Below are 16085 nucleotides of genomic sequence, written 5' to 3' on the forward strand. Positions count from 1 at the left end.
ACATCATGATCACCACCGCCCCGCGCTTCGGAACCGCGACTCTCCTGCGGCTGCTGCTCATCACCGCGGCGCTGCTCGGCTCCGTGCTCTCCGGCACGGCGAGCGCGCACGCCGCGCTGACCGGAAGCAACCCGAAGGACGGGGCGGTGCTGGCCACCGCCCCCAAGGACGTCACGCTCACCTTCTCCGAGCAGGTCGCCCTGGGGAACGACTCGATCCGGGTCCTCGACCCCAGCAGCAAGCGGGTCGACACCGGTGAGCTGCAGAACCTGTCCAGCGGGAGCATCGTCAAGTACGGCGTCACGCTGCACGCGGGCCTGCCCGACGGTACGTACACCGTCGCCTGGCAGGCCGTCTCGGCCGACAGCCATCCGATCGCCGGCGCCTTCACCTTCTCCATCGGGGCACCCTCGCAGACCGCGGTGGAGCTGCCGAAGCAGGAGGCGGGCGGCGGACTCGTCGGCACGCTGTACGACATCGCGCGGTACGCGGCGTACGCCGGGTTCATCGTGCTCGCCGGCGGCGCCGCGTTCGTCCTCGCCTGCTGGCCGCGCGGTGCGGCCGAGCGGCCGCTGCAGCGGCTGGTCGTGCAGGGCTGGGTGACGCTCACGGCGGCGACCCTGGCGATGCTGCTGCTCCGCAACCCGTACACCGGGTCCGGGGAGCTGGCCGACGCCTTCGACCTCGGCGGGCTGAAGGCCGTGCTGGAGACCAAGACCGGGGCGGCGCTGGTGTCACGACTGCTGCTGCTCGGGGCGGCGGCGCTGTTCGTGGCGGTGCTCTTCGGGGCGTACGCGCGACGGGGCGACGCCGGGGCCGCCGAGGAGAGCGCGCAGGAGAAGAAGGAGCGGGGGGACCTCACCTTCGGTCTCGCGGTCGGCGGAACGGTCGTGGCGGCCGGGATCGCCGGCACATGGGCGCTCTCCGAACATGCCTCGACCGGTCTCCAGCCGGGCATCGCGATGCCCGTGGACGTGCTGCACCTACTGGCCGTCGCCGGCTGGCTCGGCGGCCTGGTGGCCGTGCTGGTGGCGCTGTACCGGACGCCTTCCCTCGACCGTACGGCGGTGCTCCGCTTCTCGCGGACAGCCTTCGCGTCGGTCGTCGTGCTCACCCTGACCGGGCTCTACCAGTCCTGGCGCCAGGTCGGCTCCTGGTCGGCGCTGACCGGCACCTCGTACGGCCAACTGCTGCTGGTCAAGGTGGGCTTGGTGGCCGTGCTCGTCGGGGTCGCGTGGATCTCGCGGCGGTGGACGGCCCAACTGGCGGAGGGTACGGCCCCCGTTACGGAAACCGGCACGGAAACCGAGGCGGAAGCCGAGCAGGAGCAGGAGCCGGAGACCGTACCGGACCAGGAGACCGCCGACCGCGAGCGCGCCACCCAACTCGCCCGCCAGAAAACGGCGTTGGCGACCGCCCGGCGGAAGCGGATCAGGGACGCCGATCCTGCCCGTACCGGACTGCGCCGCTCGGTGCTCGCGGAGGCCGGCATCGCGGTCGCCCTCCTCGCCGTGACGACCGTACTGACGTCGACCGAGCCGGGACGTACGAAGGAGGAAGCCGCGCGGGCAGGGGGCACGCAGGCGTCCGCCTCCGTACCGGACCGTCCCGTCGACATCACCCTGCCGTTCGACACCGGCGGCAAGGACGGCAAGGGCACCGTACGGATGAACATCGACCCGGCCCGCTCCGGCGCCAACGACCTGCACGTGTGGGTGAACCGACCCAACGGACGCCCCCTGGACATCCCCGAGGTGAAGGTCGCCTTCACCCTCACCGCCGAGAAGATCGGCCCGCTCCCCGTCGTCCCCGACCGCATCGCGAGCGGCCACTGGAGCGCGAGCAACCTCCAGATCCCGCTGCCGGGCGAGTGGAACATCAAGATCACCGTACGGACGTCCGACATCGATCAGACGACCGTCGACAAGAACGTGAAGATCGGCTGACGAACCGCATGAGTGACATCGGCAAGAACGACGACGGCAAGAGCGGCATCGAGATCTCGCGGCGGCGGCTGCTCGGCACCGTGGGAGCCGCGGGAGCGACCGGGCTGGCGCTGGGCGCGGCCGGCGGCGCGGGCGTGCTCGCGGCCACCGCCGACGAACCGGCGACCGCGCTGACCACCGTCGGCTCCGCAGCGGAGTCCTTCCACGGCGACCACCAGGCCGGCATCACCACGCCGATGCAGTCCTGCGGCCATCTGATCGCCTTCGACCTGACCGCGGGCACGGGCGCCGGCGCGGACGGTGCGGCGGGCCGCAGGGCGGCGATCGCGCTGATGCGCCGCTGGTCGGCCACGGCATCCCGGCTGATGGCCGGCGAGCCGGCCGGTGACGGCGACACAGGCGTCGCCCTCGACGCAGGCCCCTCGCTGCTGACGATCACCTTCGGCTTCGGCCGCACCTTCTTCGACCGTACGGGCCTGGCCGCACGGCGCCCCGTCGAACTGGACCCGCTGCCCCCCTTCTCCTCCGACCAGCTGGACCCGCGACGCTCCGACGGCGACCTGTGGGTGCAGATCGGGGCGAACGATGCGCTGGTCGCCTTCCACGCCCTGCGCGCGATCCAGAAGGACGCGGGCGAGGCGGCGCGGGTGCGCTGGCAGATGAACGGCTTCAACCGTTCGCCGGGCGCGACCGCGCAGCCGATGACGGCACGCAATCTGATGGGCCAGATCGACGGCACCCGGAACCCGAAGCCGTCCGAACCGGACTTCGACCGGCGGATCTTCGTCCAGCCGGACACCGCAGCGGCGACGGAGCACCCGTGGCTGGCCGGAGGCTCGTACGCCGTCGTGCGCAGGATCCGCATGCTCCTCGACGACTGGGAGCAGCTGTCCCTGAAGCAGCAGGAGCGGGTGATCGGCCGGCGCAAGTCCGACGGTGCCCCCCTGACGGGCGGCAGCGAGACGACCGACCTCGATCTCGACAGAACCGGCCCCGACGGCAAGCTGATCATTCCCGACAATGCGCATGCCCGGATCTCGGCACCGGAGCAGAACGGGGGCGCGGCGATGCTGCGGCGCCCGTACTCCTTCCACGACGGAATCGCCGCCGACGGCACGCCGGACGCGGGGCTGCTCTTCATCTGCTGGCAGGCGGACCCGCTGAAGGGCTTCGTGCCGGTGCAGCGCAAGCTCGACCGCGGCGATGCGCTGTCCCCGTTCATCCGCCACGAGGCGAGCGGGCTCTTCGCCGTGCCCGGCGGCCCGGAGAAGGGCGAGTACGTGGGGCAGAGGCTGCTGGAATCGTAAGAGGTCCGGGCGCACCGGCTCTGTCCGGCCGATCAGCCCGGCAAGATCGGCCGGACAGGGCCTAGGGTGGCTGGTATCCGCCAGCAATTGCCGCGAGCGCCAGCAGGGATGCCGTATGTCTGCCACCCGATACACGTACCTCGGCCCCGAGGGCACCTTCACCGAGGCCGCCCTGCGTACGCTCCCGGAGGCCGCGACACGGGAACTGGTCCCGATGGTGTCCGTTCCGGCCGCGCTCGACGCCGTACGGAACGGGGAGGCCGCGGCCGCGCTCGTACCGATCGAGAACTCGGTCGAGGGCGGCGTCACCGCGACCCTCGACGAGCTGGCGTCCGGCGAGCCCCTGATGATCTACCGCGAGGTGCTGCTGCCGATCGCCTTCGCGCTGCTGGTACGGCCCGGCACCAAGCTGTCGGACGTGAAGACGGTGACCGGTCATCCCGTCGCCCAGCCGCAGGTGCGGAACTGGCTGCGCGCCCATCTGCCCGACGCCGTGTGGGAGTCGGCGGCGTCGAACGCCGACGGCGCGCGGCTGGTGCAGGAGGGCCGCTTCGACGCCGCCTTCGCGGGTGAGTTCGCGGCGGCGACGTACGGCCTCGAACCGCTGGTCACCGAGATCCACGACGCGGAGAACGCGGAGACGCGTTTCGTACTCGTGGGCCGGCCGGCCCGCCCCGCGGCACCGACCGGCGCGGACAAGACGTCGGTCGTCATCTGGCAGCGCGACGACCACCCGGGCGCGCTGCTGGAGCTGCTCCAGGAGTTCGCGGTGCGCGGCGTGAACCTGATGCTGCTGCAGTCGCGGCCGACGGGTGCGGGCATCGGGAACTACTGCTTCGCGATCGACGCCGAGGGCCATATCGCGGACCGGCGGGTCGGCGAGGCGCTGATGGGGCTGAAGCGCATCTGCCCGGAGGTGCGCTTCCTGGGGTCCTATCCGCAGGCGGGGGTCGCGGCGGAGAATATGCGCGCGCTGCGGGCGGGGACGTCGGACGCGGAATTCGTGGATGCGGCGGAGTGGCTGGCCCGCTGTCAGGACGGCCGGGCGTAACCCTGCGTTTCCTTTCGCCCGTTCTGTCCGCGCGATCTTCCCATTTTTCGTTACCCACAGAAGTTATCCACAGGCCTGCTTCTCGACCTGGGGACAAGTCGACAACGTCGATCCGCATCGTCGACAAATCGCCCCAGTCGCCCCACATACGTCCACAGCCCGCCCGGGCGCCCGTGTCAGCCCAATTCCTTTGATCAACTCTTTGGAGCGAGGAATTCCCACTCGAATGAGTGCGTGAACGAGGTTTGGAAGAGGAATCTTCCGCTCCTCATGCGGCATCCGGAATGATCTCTTCCGTAATCCACAGACCGCCGGGACGCCCTGTGGATAACTCTGTGGAGCCGCGCCCTCCTGTGGACAACGGACCGCCGACCCTTCACTCCGCACGAGAAAACAAGGGGGCGGGTCAAGCAAGAAGTGAGAGTTGCCCTATTTCGGCGAACAGCATCCCGTTCATTGACCGATGTCGCTCACGATTTACCGCCACTTTCCCTAATTCCGACAATTCGGGCAAAGTGACACGCAAGCAATATCAACTGGGGAGGCGGGAGTCCGCACCGGTAGCCTGGTGGGGTGATTGACCTTCGCCTGCTCCGTGAGGACCCCGACCGTGTTCGCGCCTCCCAGCGCGCCCGTGGAGAGGACGTCGCGCTCGTCGACGCCCTGCTCTCCGCCGATGAGCGGCGCAGGTCGTCCGGCGTCCGCTTCGACGAACTCCGCTCCGAGCAGAAGTCGCTCGGCAAGCTCATCCCCAAGGCGTCCCCGGACGAGCGCGCCGAGCTGCTGAAGAAGGCCGAGCAGTTGAAGGCCGACGTCAAGGCCGCCGAGGCCGAGCAGAACGAGGCGGACGAGGAGACCCGGCGGCTCCTGCTCCAGCTGGGCAACCTGGTGCACCCCGACGTCCCGGTCGGCGGCGAGGAGGACTTCGTCGTCCTGGAGACGCACGGCACGATCCGCGACTTCGGTGCCGAGGGCTTCGAGCCCAAGGACCACCTGGAGCTCGGTGAGGCGCTGGGCGCCATCGACGTCGAGCGTGGCGCCAAGGTGTCGGGCTCGCGCTTCTACTACCTGACGGGCGTCGGCGCGCTGCTCGAGCTCGCCCTGGTCAACGCGGCGATCGCGCAGGCGACGGAGGCCGGCTTCATCCCGATGCTGACCCCGGCGCTGGTCCGCCCGCGCGCCATGGAGGGCACGGGCTTCCTCGGCCAGGCCGCGGAGAACGTGTACCACCTGGAGAAGGACGACTTCTATCTCGTCGGCACGTCCGAGGTCCCGCTCGCGGCGTACCACATGGACGAGATCATCGACGCCGACAAGCTGCCGCTGCGGTACGCCGGCTTCTCGCCGTGCTTCCGCCGCGAGGCCGGTACGTACGGCAAGGACACGCGCGGCATCTTCCGCGTCCACCAGTTCGACAAGGTCGAGATGTTCTCGTACGTCGACCCGGACGACGCCGAGAACGAGCACAAGCGGCTCCTGGACTGGGAGAAGCAGTGGCTCACCGCCCTGGAGCTGCCGTTCCAGGTGATCGACGTGGCGTCCGGCGACCTGGGCGCCTCGGCCTCGCGGAAGTTCGACTGCGAGGCGTGGATCCCGACCCAGGGCAAGTACCGCGAGCTGACGTCGGCGTCGAACTGCGACGGCTTCCAGGCACGCCGGCTGTCGGTGCGGGTGCGGGACGGAAAGCAGGTCAAGCCGCTCGCGACGCTCAACGGCACGCTGTGCGCCGTACCGCGCACGATCGTGGCCATCCTGGAGAACCACCAGCTGGCGGACGGTTCGGTGCGGGTGCCCGAGGTGCTGCGTCCGTACCTGGGCGGCCGTGAGGTCCTGGAGCCGGTCTCCAAGTGAGCCCGGCGCTGTTTCCGTACCGCCTGATCGCCACGGACCTCGACGGGACGCTGCTGCGCTCCGACGAGACGATCTCGCAGCGCACGCGCGACGCGCTCGCCGCCGCCACGGCGGCGGGCGCAGCGCACATCATCGTCACCGGGCGCGGCGTCGCGTGGACCCGGCACATCCTGGACGACCTGGGCTACCAGGGTCTGGCGGTCTGCGGGCAGGGCGCGCAGGTCTACCACGCGGGTGAGCACAGGCTCCTGACCTCGGTGACCCTGGACCGGCAGCTGGCCGGGCTGGCGCTCGCCAAGCTGGAGGCGGAGGTCGGCCCGCTGGCCCTCGCGGCGAGCCGCGACGGTCTCGACGGCGAGGTCATCGCGGGGCCGGGCTACCGGGTGCAGGAAGGCCCGCTCCCGGTGGTGCCCTTCACCGACCCGGCCGAGCTGCTGTCCGCCCCGCTCAACAAGGTCTACGTCCAGCATCCGTCCCTCGACGACGACGCCCTCACGCGCATCGCGCGCGAGACGGTGGGCGGTCTGGTGGACGTGGTGATGGCCGGCCCGGGGATCGTCGAGATCCTGCCGCTGGGCCTCAGCAAGGCCACCGGCCTCTCGCTGGCGGCCCGCCGCCTCGGCGTGAAGTCCACGCAGACGATCGCGTTCGGCGACATGCCCAACGACATCCCCATGTTCGCGTGGTCCGCCCATGGCGTGGCCATGGCCAACGCCCATGAGGACCTGAAGGCCGTGGCCCATGAGATCACGGCGTCGAACGAGCACGACGGCATTGCGGTGGTGCTCGAGGAGCTGCTGGGCCGCTGACCGTTGTGGGCAGTCGTTCCGCTGGGGCGGAACGGTGGGCTCAACCGCCTTTGCCGGGTGCCGTTACGGGCCCGTTGCCACCCCGGCGGAATCCGGAACCCGGAACCGCCGGAGGCGAAACGCGGAGGATGCGCGGATCGAACGCGCGCGGGGTTGACCCCGACCACGGCTTAGCAAGCCGGTGCCTTACCTCTCGGCCAATCCTCCGGGAGGGCGGCCCGCGCGGATGCGCGCTCGAAGCGGCCGCCCGGGCAGCTGTCTGCAGGCGGCTCTACGGAGTCCGATGATTACTCCGAAGCCTGCCGCGCGCTGCCCTGCTGGGAGCTCGACGGACTCGAACTCTCGGTCATCGCCGCGCCCCTCCCCGGTCTCGAAACGTCGTCGCACATGTGCGCGACTCTGCTTCAACTACTGTGCCCGCCCGGGACGTTCCGCGCCACTGAATTTCGGCCGTCGGCGCCGGGGGCTCGGACTCGCGCCGGCGGGCGGCGAGCACACGGGGCCCGGGCGGACGGCTCGGCGGCCTCCGCGGCACGTACGAAGTCCTCGTCGAGAACGACGGCGGGCCGGGCCGGGGACACCCCGAACCCGGCCCGTGGCCGACCGAGGGGCCTGAGCCCCCGGGAGCAGCCCTACTCCTCCCCGGCCAGCTTCAGCGTCCGCAGCTTCTGCCCCGCGTACGCCGTGGCCAGCAACGTCACGCCCACCAGCAGCGCCACGGCGAGCGGCAGCCCCACGTCCGAGGCGATCATCCCCTCGCCGCTGATCTTCTCGGCGAGCGCCAGCGACCACTGCTGCACGCTGAGCGTCCGCGCGCCCGGCACCAGGCTGCCGAAGAGCGTCTCCCACACGAGCGCGTAGACCAGCCCGATGACGACCGCATGCCGGCTGACCGTGCCGAGCAGCAGGAACAGCGCGCTGTACGCGATGGACGCGACCAGCGCCGCGACCGTGTACGCCGTGGCGATCTGCTGGCCGTTCCCGTTCAGGATCAGCCCCGCCACCAGCGTGGGGATCGCGGCGAAGGCCATCGTCACGGCGATCGCCACGATGAGCTTGGTGACGATGATGGTCGGCCGCTTCACGGGCTTGGCGAGCAGATAGACGATGGAACCGTCGTCGATCTCCGGCCCGATCGCGCCCGTACCTGCGATGACGCCGATCAGCGGCACCATCGTCGCGATGGCGAAACCGCCCAGCACATTGGCGGCGATCTGGTCGTCCACCCCGTTGAACGCGCGCACCGTGGCAGCGATGAGCAGCAGCAGCCCGGGAAGGATGAAGAGCACCGCCGCCCGGCGCCGGCCGAGGAGGGCCCGGTAGGTGAGCCTCGCGACTGTTGGGTTGTACATGTCGATGGCTCCTTTCAGGCCGCTACGAGGTACGAGAAGACCGACTCGAGGGACTCGTCCGAGGGCGAGACCGTCAGCAGCCGGATCGAGTGCTCACGGGCGACCTTCGGCAGCAGTTCCGTGAACCGCCCGAAGTCGACCGCCTGGATCCGCAACGCGCCTTCCTGCAGGTCCACTTCGATGCCGGACGTCGACGGGTCGGCGATCAGCGCCGCGGCCAGCGCCCGGTCGTCGCTGGAGCGGACGAGATACCGGTGCGGCCGGTCCGTCATCAGCCTGCGGATCCTGCGGAAGTCGCCGCTCGCCGCGTGCCGTCCCGCCACGATCACCTCGATGTGCGAGGCGAGTTGCTCGACCTCCTCCAGGATGTGGGACGAGAACAGGACCGTACGGCCCTCGGCACCCATCCGCCGCAGCAGCTCCATGAGCTGCATCCGCTGGCGCGGGTCCATGCCGTTGAAGGGCTCGTCGAGAAGCAGCACGCTCGGCTCGTGCACGAGCGCGGACGCCATCTTGACGCGCTGGCGCATTCCCTTGCTGTACGTCGCGATCTTGCGGTCCTGCGCGTACTCCATCTCCACCGTGGCCAGCGCGCGCTGGGCCGCCTTGGCGGCCAGACCGTGCAGTTCGGCGTTGGCGACGACGAATTCCCGCCCCGTCAGGAAGTCGTACATGGCCTCGCGCTCGGGGACGACGCCGATCTGCCGGTAGACCGCCTCGTTGCGCCAGATCGCCTGTCCGTCGAGCGTCACGCTGCCCGTGGAGGGGGCGAGAAAGCCACCCATCATGTTGATGAGTGTGGACTTGCCGGCCCCGTTGGGACCGAGGAGTCCGGTGACACCTGGGCCGATGGTCATGGTCACGTCGTTGACGGCGACCACGTTCCCGAACCAGCGCGAGGTGTGGTCGATGTGAATAGTGCTCATGGGCGCAGCCCATTCCTTTGAGGGGTGGTGGTGGGCGACGGGTGGGCTGTCACAGCCCGACCTTTCGGTAGCGGCGCATCAGCACGGCGTACGAGCCGAGGATGAGCGCGAGGACGACCAGCGCATAGACCGTGCCGGAGGCGGCGTCCGGCCCCTGTCCTCCGGGGAAGGAGGAGGTCGCGCCCAGGAAGGCGGTCTGCACACCGTCGATGAGCGTGATGGGCGAGAAGAGCCCCAGCCACTCCACCACGCCGCCGGATCCGGTCTCGTGCGCGATGGCCTGGACCGTGGACACCGCCCCGTAGGTGATGGTCAGGGTGGCGATGACGGCGGCGACACCGAAGCCGCGGCGCGGGGTGAGCGCCGCCATGACGAGGCCGAGGCCGCCGAAGAGCAGCGAGAGGAGAGCCACGGAGACCAGCCCCTGGGCGAATCCCTTGCTCTGGTCGGAGAAGTCCATCTTCGCCAGCAGTGAGCCGATGTAGAGGATCAGCAGCGGGGCACCGGTGAGGACGAACAGCGCCGAGGCCATCGCGCCGTACTTGGCGAGGACGTAGTCGACGCGCTCGATGGGCCGCGAGAAGTACAGCGGCACGGTCTTGAAGCGCAGGTCCCGGGAGACCGACTGCGGGGCCTGGGCGGCCAGGAAGAGGCCGATGACCGCCTGCGTGACGATCGCGTAGCGCGTGTAGTCGAGCGGCAGGTCCTTCATCTTGGTGGCGACCGCGACGGCGACCATGATCGCCGCGGGCAGGCACATCACCGCGAAGAGGATCATCGGCAGCACCTTGGACTTGGCGCTGCGGCCCAGTCCGTACGCGCCCCTCAGGGACTGCGAGTAGAGGGAGCGGCGGGCGTAGGCACGGCCGAGCCGGGCGCCCTCGTAGTTCCGGTATCCGATGTTGTGGATACGGGTCGTCTCGGAGCGGGCTGTCTCGGTGCGGGTTGTCTCGGTGCTCATGGCGCCGGCACCTCCATGGGCTGGGCCGCTGCCTCCGGGCGGAAGACCTCCGCGATGTGGTGGCGGCGCTGTTCCATCCGTACGAGTCCGAGGCCGAGGGCGGCGACTGTGTCGCGGACGGTGTCGTACGTCTCCTCGCCGGTCGCCTCCAGCAGGAGGATGTGGCCGGCTCCCGGCAGCCCCTCCTCGACGCCCTCGTGCAGCGTGATGCCGGCGGCGGCAAGGGCCTTGCGGAGTGCCGCCGTGCCGTCGGGGTGGGCGTCGGAGTCGGTGACCTCGACCGCGAGGGTGGTCGTGATCTGGGTGAAGTCGCTGGTGGAGCTGGAGCGCAGCAGCGTGCCGCCGTCCACGACCACCACGTGGTCGCAGGTGCGCTCGAGCTCACCGAGGAGATGGGACGTGACCAGGACCGAGATGCCGAAGTCGGTGTACACACGGCGGATCAGGCCGAGCATCTCGTCGCGGCCGACCGGGTCGAGGCCGTTGGTCGGCTCGTCGAGGAGGACCAGCTGCGGGTCGTGGACCAGCGCCTGCGCGAGCTTGACGCGCTGCTTCATGCCCGTCGAGTAGCCGCCGATGGGGCGGTACCGCTCCTCGTAGAGGCCGACGTGGCGCAGCGTGTCGGCGGTGCGCTCGCGCGCCGCCGTCGGCGGGAGTCCGGACATGCGCGCCATGTGGACGACGAACTCGGTGGCCGAGACGTCGGGCGGCAGGCAGTCGTGCTCGGGCATGTAGCCGACGCGCTCACGGATGGCGGCGCCGGCGGTGGCGACGTCCAGGCCGAGCACCTCGGCCCGGCCTTCCGTGGCGGGGGACAGACCCAGCAGGATCTTGATCAGTGTGGACTTGCCGGCTCCGTTGGCGCCCACGAGGCCGGTCACGCCGGGCCCGATGTCCAGGGAGAGCCGGTCAAGCGCGGTCACCCGGGGGAACCGCTTGCTCAGGCTTTCGGTCACGATCACAGTCACGCTTCGAAGGTAGTGGCGCGGACCACAAGCGGCGTCAACCCTGGCGGCTGGTTCCGCATCCGACTCCAGGCGTACGGACCCGTAGGGGGGCCACGCGGAAGGAGGACCCGGCGGGGACTCGGCAGGGGGTCGGCAGGGACGCGGCAGGGACGCGGCGGCAGTTGTCCACAGGTCTGTGCACGGCCCTTGACGCAGCCGCCGAGCATTGTCACATTCATCAGTGTCAAGTTACGGGCACGTACCGCACATGAAGAGGGACGGACGGTGGCATGGCCGGCAAGACCTCAGCAGTGAGAACGGGGCGCGAGGCGGAACTGCAGGGGTTCCGCCAGGTGCAGCGCCTGGCGTACGAGTGCGCGGAGGCGGTCGCGGCGCAGCTCAAGCCCGGCGTGACCGAGCGCGAGGCGGCGCGGATGCAGCGGGAGTGGCTGCGTGAGCGCGGCGTGCGCGACTGGTTCCACCTTCCCTTCGCCTGGTTCGGGGACCGCACGGCGTTCGTCGACTTCCGGATACCGCTGCAGTTCTTCCCGACCAACCGGAGGCTGGAGGCGGGGATGCCCTTCATCCTCGACATGGCGCCGGTGTACAAGGGCTTCACGGCCGACATCGGCTATTCGGGCTGCCTGGGACTCCATCCCGTGCACGACAAGCTGCTCGCCGACCTCCGGGCGCACCGCGAGCTGATCCTGCGCGAGGTGCGGGAGCGCCGCTCGCTGCGCGAGATCTACGAGGACGTGGACCGGCTGATGGTGCGGCAGGGCTACGCCAACCGGCATCGGGCGTATCCGTTCGGGGTCATCGCCCACAAGGTCGACCGGGTCCGGGAGCGCCAGTGGTCGCCGACCCTGTTCGGCTTCGGCACCCAGTCGCTGAAGGGGCTTGCGAGCGACGCGCTGCACGGCCACCGGGACGGCTGGTCGCCGCTGTGGTCGCCGTACAGGTTCTCCGACCATCCTCCGCAGCCGGGACTGTGGGCGGTCGAGCCGCACCTCGGCTTCCGGGGGACGGGCGCGAAGTTCGAGGAGATCCTGGTGGTCACGGACTCGAAGGATCCGGAGCAGAGCGCGTTCTGGCTGGATGACGATCTGCCGCATGTGCGGCGCTGGGCCGAGGAGGACTCTTGAGCGACGTGAGCATGGGGATCGAGGGCGCGCGCGAGCGATGGGTGCGTACGGGCGGGATCAAGCTGTGCGTCGCGGAGCTCGGTGACGAGACACAGCCGACGGTGCTGCTGGTGCACGGCTATCCCGACAGCAAGGAGGTGTGGTCCGAGGTCGCGACCCGGCTGGCCGAGCGCTTCCATGTCGTGCTGTACGACGTCCGGGGGCACGGCCGCTCGACTGCGCCGGTGCCGCTGCGCGGCGGGTTCACCCTGGAGAAGCTGACGGACGACTTCCTGGCGGTCGCCGACGCGGTCAGCCCGGACCGGCCCGTGCATCTGGTCGGGCACGACTGGGGGTCCGTGCAGTCCTGGGAGTTCGTCACGGTGAAGCGGACCGAGGGCCGGATCGCCTCGTTCACCTCGATGTCCGGGCCGTCGCTCGACCACTTCGGGCACTGGATCAAGCAGCGCGTGACCCGGCCCACCCCGCGCCGCGTCGGCCAGCTGCTCGGCCAGGGCGCCAAGTCCTGGTACGTGTACATGCTGCATACGCCCGTGCTGCCGGAGCTGGCCTGGCGCGGCCCGCTCGGCAAGCAGTGGCCGAAGATCCTCCAGCGGGTCGAGAAGGTGCCCGGCGGCGACTACCCGACCGCGTCGCTGCCGTCCGACGCGGCGCACGGCGCCTGGCTCTACCGCGACAATGTGCGCGCCCGGCTGCGCCGCCCGCGCTCCGACGCGTACGCCCACGCACCGGTCCAGCTGATCACCCCTACCGGCGATGCCTTCCTGTCCGAGCGGCTCTACGACGACCTGGGCCAGTGGGTGCCCCAGCTGGTGCGCCGCACGCTGCCCGCCAAGCACTGGGTGCCGCGCACCCGCCCGGACCAACTGGCGGTGTGGATCACGGAGTTCGTGACGGCGACCGAGGACGGCCGGCCGGCTCCGGCGAGTGCGGCCCCCGGCCGGTACGCGGACCGGTTCGGCGGGCAGCTGGTGCTGGTGACGGGTGCGGCCAGCGGTATCGGGCGGGCCACGGCCTTCGCCTTCGCGGAGGCGGGCGCGCGGGTCGTCGCCGTGGACCTGAACGCGGAGGGGGCGGCCAGGACCGCGGAGATGGCCCGGCTGATCGGCGCGCCCGCGGCCTGGGGCGAGGCGGTGGACGTGTCCGACGAGGAGGCGATGGAGAAGCTCGCCGAGAAGGTCGCCGCCGAGTACGGCGTCGTGGACGTGCTGGTCAACAATGCGGGGATCGGTCTGTCCGGCTCGTTCCTCGACACCACGAGCGAGGACTGGCGCAAGGTCCTCGACGTCAATCTGTGGGGGGTCATCCACGGCTGCCGGATCTTCGGCAGGCAGATGGCCCGGCGCGGCCAGGGCGGCCACATCGTCAACACCGCGTCGGCCGCCGCGTACCAGCCCTCCAAGGCCCTGCCGGCCTACTCGACGTCGAAGGCCGCGGTGCTGATGCTCAGCGAATGCCTGCGGGCGGAGCTGGCCGAGCAGGGCATCGGGGTCTCGGCGATCTGCCCGGGCCTCGTGCACACGAACATCACGGCGACCGCGCGCTTCGCGGGTGTCTCCGCCGAGGAGGAGAAGCGCCGGCAGAAGAAGTCGTCCCGGCTGTACGGACTGCGCAACTACCCGCCGGAGAAGGTCGCCGACGCGGTCCTGCGGGCGGTCGTGAAGAACCAGGCGGTGGTGCCCGTGACCCCGGAGGCCCGCGGCGCCCACCTCATGTCCCGGTTCACCCCCAGGGCCCTGCGCGTGATAGCCCGATGGGAGCCGCCGCTGTGAGCGACCACCATGTGATCGCGCCGCGAAGGGTGTCTTTCGACGTCCTGGGGGGCTGGGTGCTGCACGCCGAGGCGCTGGACCGGCGGGAGACAGGCGCCGCAATACCCCGATACTTCCGGCGGTCGTACCATCCCTCGCAGGAAGGGTCGCCGCGCAGGGCGGTCGAGTCTCTCGCCGCATCGCCCGCGGCCCGTGCGGCGGCGGGTGCGGTGGGGCGCGCCGCCATGGGGCAGTAGGGAGTGATCGTGTCCGGGGAGCCGGCAGCCGAGTACCGGATCGAGGACCTGGCCCATCACAGTGGCGCCACGGTCCGGACGATCCGTGCCTACCAGGACCGCGGACTGCTGCCCAAGCCGGAGCGGCGCGGCCGGGCCAATGTGTACGGGGACACCCATCTGGCCCGGTTGCGGCAGATCGCCGACCTCCTCGACCGGGGGTACACCTTGGCGTCCATCAAGGAACTGCTGGAGGCCTGGGACGCGGGGCGCGGGCTCGGCGGGGTACTCGGTCTGGTCGCCGAGGTGCAGGGTCCCTGGACCGACGAGGAAGCGGCCCGGATCACCCGCGCCGAGCTGGACGAGACCTTCGGGGGGAAGCCGGACGAGGAGGCCATCGCCGAGGCGGTGGAGCTCGGCGTGCTGGAGCGCATCCCGGGCCGGGCCGACGAGTTCCTGGTGCCGAGTCCCCAAGAGCTCTCGGTGGCCGCCGAGTTGTACGCGGCCGGCGTGCCACTCCTGGCAATCTCCGGCCATCTGCGGGAACTTCGCGGGCAGGTCGAGCACATAGCGTCCCGTTTCCTGGAGTTCACCACCGAGCACGTCTTCGCCCGTTATCTCGGACATCAGCCGCCGACGGACGCGGACGCGGCGGAGGCCGCATCGATGGTGCGGCGGCTGCGGCCGCTCGCCCAGCAGACGGTCGACGCCGAACTCGCGCGAGCCATGCGACTGTTCGCGACCAGGCACCTGCAACACCACCTGGGCGCGGAACCGCTGGAGCGCGACGACGAGCCGCGGTCGGTGGCGCTGCCGGTAGCGACGATCCGGGCTGTGCATCAGCTCGTTGGGCCGGAGAACGCGGAGGCGTTCATCACCGCAGCGACCGAACGGGAACTGCATGCACGGACATTGGACGCACTCACGACAAGCGCTGGAGAAAGGGGCGAAGTTGATCAAATGCACTGAATCACACAGTCGTTGTCCACAGGGGCGTCAATTCCCCTTGTGGATAACGGACTTGGTTGTGGATCAAACATGTGGAGCACTTTCGTCCGGATGAAAATCGCGTGGCGCCGAACCGACGCCACCGGCACTCTGACGGCATGGACAGAACAGACGTGAACGAAGTCGGCGAAGCTGACATGAGTGGCGTGGACGGCATGGACGAGAAGCGCGAGAAGCGCACCGTGAAGGTGTCGAAGTACCTCTCGAAGCATCTGAGACATCAGCCCGAGCGCATCGGCATCACCCTGGACGCAAACGGCTGGGTCGCGATCGACGAGCTGATGCGGGCCGCGGCCGCGCACGGCTTCCCCTTCACCCGGGCCGAGCTGGACCATGTCGTCGCCGTCAACGACAAGCGGCGCTTCACGATCGACGGCACCCGGATCCGTGCCAACCAGGGCCACACCGTCGAGGTCGACCTCGACCTGCCGGTCGCCGAGCCGCCCGCGTACCTCTACCACGGCACGGTCGCCCGCAGCCTGGACGCCATCCGCGCGGAGGGCCTGCGCCCCATGGCCCGCCACCACGTCCATCTCTCGCCCGACCGTGAGACCGCGACCCGTGTGGGCGCCCGCCGGGGCCGCCCGGTCGTCCTCTCCGTGGATGCGGGCGCGATGCACCGCGCCGGCCACGTGTTCCATGTCAGCGCCAACGGGGTCTGGCTCACCGACGGGGTCCCTCCGGAGTTCCTGCGCTTCCCCGGCTGACCTGCGCCTGCCCCTCCCCGTTTCCTGGCAGACACGGGCTGACCTGTGGCTTCCCCGCATCGGAACAGGGGCACCGGCCGGTCCCCCG

The 16085-nt window shown here is 70.4% G+C and carries 13 protein-coding genes, 1 tRNA gene and 1 pseudogene; 10 read left to right on the top strand and 5 right to left on the bottom strand.

Translation table 11 applies throughout. The features are described 5' to 3' along the window. Positions 1-5 precede the first annotated feature (5 nt). The 5 genes from ACFV9O_RS00420 to ACFV9O_RS00440 all read left to right on the top strand — a co-directional run bounded on the left by ACFV9O_RS00420 (position 6) and on the right by ACFV9O_RS00440 (position 6964). Positions 6-1946 carry a copper resistance CopC/CopD family protein gene (locus ACFV9O_RS00420; protein WP_385410608.1) on the top strand — a complete coding sequence of 647 codons (1941 nt, stop codon included), beginning with the start codon at positions 6-8 and terminating at the stop codon, positions 1944-1946. A gap of 8 nt (positions 1947-1954) precedes the next feature. Then, entirely contained in the window at positions 1955-3253 is a 1299-nt protein-coding gene (gene efeB, locus ACFV9O_RS00425) for an iron uptake transporter deferrochelatase/peroxidase subunit (protein ID WP_385410610.1), read from the top strand. A 115-nt stretch (positions 3254-3368) separates the two neighbouring features. Next, positions 3369-4304 (top strand): prephenate dehydratase, encoded by a 936-nt coding sequence (gene pheA / locus ACFV9O_RS00430; RefSeq protein WP_385410612.1) that lies wholly within the window; start codon positions 3369-3371, stop codon positions 4302-4304. A gap of 573 nt (positions 4305-4877) precedes the next feature. Continuing rightward, a complete protein-coding gene (gene serS, locus ACFV9O_RS00435) occupies positions 4878-6155 on the top strand; it encodes a serine--tRNA ligase (RefSeq protein WP_385410614.1) in 1278 nt (425 codons plus the stop codon). After that, on the top strand, positions 6152-6964 hold the full coding sequence (locus ACFV9O_RS00440) for an HAD family hydrolase (RefSeq protein ID WP_385410616.1): 813 nt from the start codon (positions 6152-6154) through the stop codon (positions 6962-6964). Before serS ends, ACFV9O_RS00440 begins: the two co-directional genes overlap by 4 nt. A 122-nt stretch (positions 6965-7086) precedes the next feature. Here ACFV9O_RS00440 and ACFV9O_RS00445 read toward each other — a convergent pair. The 5 genes from ACFV9O_RS00445 to ACFV9O_RS00465 all read right to left on the bottom strand — a co-directional run bounded on the left by ACFV9O_RS00445 (position 7087) and on the right by ACFV9O_RS00465 (position 11165). After that, positions 7087-7171: transfer RNA gene (locus ACFV9O_RS00445), tRNA-Ser, on the bottom strand. 425 nt (positions 7172-7596) lie between these two features. Then, positions 7597-8316: an ABC transporter permease subunit gene (locus ACFV9O_RS00450; protein WP_385410617.1), complete on the bottom strand. Its 720-nt coding sequence runs from the start codon at positions 8314-8316 to the stop codon at positions 7597-7599. A 14-nt stretch (positions 8317-8330) separates the two neighbouring features. Next, complete coding sequence (locus ACFV9O_RS00455; RefSeq protein ID WP_385410619.1) at positions 8331-9242, bottom strand: ABC transporter ATP-binding protein; 912 nt, start codon at positions 9240-9242, stop codon at positions 8331-8333. Positions 9243-9291: 49 nt separating this feature from the next. After that, the gene (locus ACFV9O_RS00460; RefSeq protein WP_385410620.1) at positions 9292-10203 is read right to left on the bottom strand and encodes an ABC transporter permease; all 912 of its coding nucleotides are present in this window, start codon (positions 10201-10203) and stop codon (positions 9292-9294) included. Continuing rightward, positions 10200-11165: an ABC transporter ATP-binding protein gene (locus ACFV9O_RS00465; RefSeq protein WP_385411092.1), complete on the bottom strand. Its 966-nt coding sequence runs from the start codon at positions 11163-11165 to the stop codon at positions 10200-10202. The genes ACFV9O_RS00460 and ACFV9O_RS00465 overlap by 4 nt, the downstream gene beginning before the upstream one ends. Before the next feature lie 275 nt (positions 11166-11440). Here ACFV9O_RS00465 and ACFV9O_RS00470 point away from each other — a divergent pair, with 275 nt between their 5' ends. The 5 genes and pseudogenes from ACFV9O_RS00470 (at position 11441) to ACFV9O_RS00490 (ending at position 15997) form a co-directional block, all read left to right on the top strand. Continuing rightward, complete coding sequence (locus tag ACFV9O_RS00470) at positions 11441-12295, top strand: M24 family metallopeptidase (RefSeq protein ID WP_385410621.1); 855 nt, start codon at positions 11441-11443, stop codon at positions 12293-12295. 11 nt (positions 12296-12306) lie between these two features. Beyond that, complete coding sequence (locus ACFV9O_RS00475; RefSeq protein WP_385411093.1) at positions 12307-14067, top strand: SDR family oxidoreductase; 1761 nt, start codon at positions 12307-12309, stop codon at positions 14065-14067. A gap of 83 nt (positions 14068-14150) precedes the next feature. Then, a pseudogene (locus ACFV9O_RS00480) lies at positions 14151-14303 on the top strand (metal-dependent hydrolase); the annotation flags it as partial. A gap of 9 nt (positions 14304-14312) precedes the next feature. Then, complete coding sequence (locus ACFV9O_RS00485) at positions 14313-15251, top strand: MerR family transcriptional regulator (RefSeq protein WP_385410623.1); 939 nt, start codon at positions 14313-14315, stop codon at positions 15249-15251. A gap of 176 nt (positions 15252-15427) precedes the next feature. Then, entirely contained in the window at positions 15428-15997 is a 570-nt protein-coding gene (locus tag ACFV9O_RS00490; protein ID WP_385411095.1) for an RNA 2'-phosphotransferase, read from the top strand. Positions 15998-16085: the final 88 nt, after the last annotated feature.

The sequence above is a fragment of the Streptomyces sp. NPDC059909 genome (assembly GCF_042730885.1).
Classification (GTDB): domain Bacteria; phylum Actinomycetota; class Actinomycetes; order Streptomycetales; family Streptomycetaceae; genus Streptomyces.

Bases quoted from the DNA above. Each gene is read 5' to 3' on its own strand.
- ACFV9O_RS00420 (WP_385410608.1), top strand. From the start codon at position 6: ATGATCACCACCGCCCCGCGCTTCGGAACCGCGACTCTCCTGCGGCTG.
- efeB (WP_385410610.1), top strand. From the start codon at position 1,955: ATGAGTGACATCGGCAAGAACGACGACGGCAAGAGCGGCATCGAGATC.
- pheA (WP_385410612.1), top strand. From the start codon at position 3,369: ATGTCTGCCACCCGATACACGTACCTCGGCCCCGAGGGCACCTTCACC.
- ACFV9O_RS00450 (WP_385410617.1), bottom strand. From the start codon at position 8,316: ATGTACAACCCAACAGTCGCGAGGCTCACCTACCGGGCCCTCCTCGGC.
- ACFV9O_RS00455 (WP_385410619.1), bottom strand. From the start codon at position 9,242: ATGAGCACTATTCACATCGACCACACCTCGCGCTGGTTCGGGAACGTG.
- ACFV9O_RS00460 (WP_385410620.1), bottom strand. From the start codon at position 10,203: ATGAGCACCGAGACAACCCGCACCGAGACAGCCCGCTCCGAGACGACC.
- ACFV9O_RS00470 (WP_385410621.1), top strand. From the start codon at position 11,441: ATGGCCGGCAAGACCTCAGCAGTGAGAACGGGGCGCGAGGCGGAACTG.
- ACFV9O_RS00475 (WP_385411093.1), top strand. From the start codon at position 12,307: ATGGGGATCGAGGGCGCGCGCGAGCGATGGGTGCGTACGGGCGGGATC.
- ACFV9O_RS00490 (WP_385411095.1), top strand. From the start codon at position 15,428: ATGAGTGGCGTGGACGGCATGGACGAGAAGCGCGAGAAGCGCACCGTG.